A 2,363-nucleotide genomic window follows, 5' to 3' on the forward strand; every position below is an offset into this window, starting at 1 on the left:
TGCGGGAACTACCAAGTCACCTGCCCTGAACGGGGCTTCTCAGACACCCACTAACGGTGGGTCGTTGGGACGTTCGCTCCTGGCGGCTGCCTTTTTCTTGATCGACTTCCTGGTTGACAGCAGATAGGCGGGGTGCGGGGTCTGGATGCGCGTGCAGGCACGGGCCTGCGCGATCATGGGAGTTCCTACGCTCCGTGATCGTGGAGGCTCCGTGCCTGCGCTGCCATCATGGCTCACCGACCCGCTGTGGGACCAGTTCTGTGAACTGCTGCCTATGCGCGGTGAGTTCGTTCCGGATCATCCCCTGGGGTGCCACCGCCGGCGGATCGGTGACCGCATCGTCTTCGACAAGATCGTGCAAGTGCTGGTGTTCGGTTGTGGCTACCGCAAGGTGGCCGACGTGTCCTGCTCGGCCACGACGATCCGCGGTCGGCGGGATGAGTGGATCACGGCCGGGGTGTTCGAACGCCTGGAGCTGATCGTGCTGGAGCTGTCGGACCTTCCGGTCGACGGCTGCCACACCAAGGCCCCCTGCGGCGGCGAAGTTGCAGGCCCCTCGCCGGTGGACCGGCGCAAGGGCGGCATGAAACGCTCCACCGCCACCGACGCCGGCGGCATCCCCGCTCGGCGCGGTCACCGCCCCTGGCAACCGGCACGACTCCCGCTGCTGGCCCCGACGCTGAAGAGACTCGAACGCCTCGGACCGCTCCCGGACGGCGCCACCGTCCACCTCGACGCCGCCTACGGCACAGACAAGAGAGCGAGGACGGCCGAGGAACACGGTCTGCGCGCCGAGGTCGCCGTCAAAGGCGTTGCCGCACCGATCCAGAACACCAGAAGGTGGCCGGTGGAGCGGACGAACGCCTGGGGCAATCAGTTCTTCAAGATCGCCCGGTGCACCGAACGCCGCGCCGAAGTCACCGACGCCTACCTGTCGATGGCACATGCCATCATCACGCTCCGTCGCCTCATCCGCCGGTCCTGGTCCCTCTACCGCTGGGACACACGCCCCGCGAAACGTCCCTGACCCGGCGCTTTCCCGCATATGGTAGAGACGCCCCCGTCCCAGCCAAGCACGCCCGCTGGAGGTCTGCACGTGCTTCCGAACCCCAGCTCGAACCGGGAGACAGAGAGCCGGGGGGCAGACCGTGCTCGTCGTGCAGAACCCCCTGTCCAGCAGCCCCGGATGTATGGGCATCTGGCTGCGGGAAGCCGACTTGCGCCTGGACGTGGTCCGCGCCCACACCGGCGAACCGCTACCCGCCCAGTTGGGAGACCGGGCCCTGCTCGTCCTCGGCGGCGGTCTTCTTCCCTGGGAGGACGAGCGCGCGCCCTGGCTCCCGGCAGTCCGCCGCCTCACCGGCCAGGCACTCCAGCAAGGCAACCCGATACTGGGCATCTGCCTGGGTGCCCAGCTGCTGGCCCATGTGGCAGGCGGCACCGTACTGAGCCGGCACGGCCCACCGGAACACGGGAGCGTGCCCATCCGGGTGCGCCCCAGCGCACGCAACGACCCGCTCTTCAGCGCACTGCCGCCAGTGACACCTGCCATCGAACACCACGTGGACACCATCACCGAGCTCCCGCCAGGAGCGCTATGGCTCGCGGAGAGCGATCGATGTCCATACCAAGCTTTCCGCGTGGGGGAAACAGCCTGGGGCGTTCAGTTCCACCCGGAGGCAGCAGCTACGAGGGTCCGCAGCTGGGACCAAGAACAGTTGCGCGCGATGGGCTTCGACCCAGACCACCTGTATGCGCAGGCGGCAGCCGACGAGCCAGCCTCGGCAACCGCCTGGCAGACGTTCACTCACCGCTTCGCCAAGATCGTCGCCTGCGGACGACGCAAATGAACCTCGACGCCACGTGCCCAACAACGCCCTCACGCCCTATCCGCGCACGCTCTTAACCTCCCGGGCGAAACAGGCCGCTGCCCGGCGCAAGATCTCGCGCTCCAACTGCCATTCCTTCTCTGCTTGCAGCAGCCGCGTGTTCTCGGCCCGCAGCTGGGCCAGCTCCTCGGCCGCGCTCACACCGTCGTCGCAGCTTTCGGGCGACGTCCGGGATTCGTCCTTGCGGACCCGTGTCCGCAGCGACTCCGCGGTGATGCCGAGGTCCGCGGCCACGGCCGCGTATGTGCGGCTTCCGGCCGCAGCGCGGTACAGCGCGACGGCATCCTTCCTGAACTCCTCCGGATACGGAGACCTGCGTCCCACCTGGACATCCCTCCATGGACCATCAAGATCCAATTGCCAGGGTGTCCACTCCAAAGGATCAGCCTCAAACGCGACGCTCGCCCGGGAACGTGACATCCTGCCGAAGGGCGACGAAGTTTTCCGTCTCCGGGATGACCTGGTGACGAGCCG

Annotated in this window: 2 protein-coding genes and 1 pseudogene; 2 read left to right on the top strand and 1 reads right to left on the bottom strand. The window is 67.5% G+C overall.

Features of this window, described 5'->3' with window-relative positions; genetic code table 11:
- The first annotated feature begins 211 nt into the window (after nucleotides 1-211).
- Both ACFWZ5_RS46165 and ACFWZ5_RS46170 read left to right on the top strand, forming a co-directional pair.
- Complete coding sequence (locus ACFWZ5_RS46165; protein ID WP_384893270.1) at nucleotides 212-1,027, top strand: IS5 family transposase; 816 nt, start codon at nucleotides 212-214, stop codon at nucleotides 1,025-1,027.
- 163 nt (nucleotides 1,028-1,190) lie between these two features.
- Nucleotides 1,191-1,850 carry a type 1 glutamine amidotransferase gene (locus tag ACFWZ5_RS46170; RefSeq protein WP_384893273.1) on the top strand — a complete coding sequence of 220 codons (660 nt, stop codon included), beginning with the start codon at nucleotides 1,191-1,193 and terminating at the stop codon, nucleotides 1,848-1,850.
- 55 nt (nucleotides 1,851-1,905) lie between these two features.
- Here ACFWZ5_RS46170 and ACFWZ5_RS46175 read toward each other — a convergent pair.
- Nucleotides 1,906-2,213: pseudogene (locus ACFWZ5_RS46175) on the bottom strand (transposase); the annotation flags it as partial.
- Nucleotides 2,214-2,363 lie beyond the last annotated feature (150 nt).

It is taken from the genome of Streptomyces sp. NPDC059003 (assembly GCF_042740445.1).
Classification (GTDB): Bacteria; Actinomycetota; Actinomycetes; order Streptomycetales; family Streptomycetaceae; genus Streptomyces.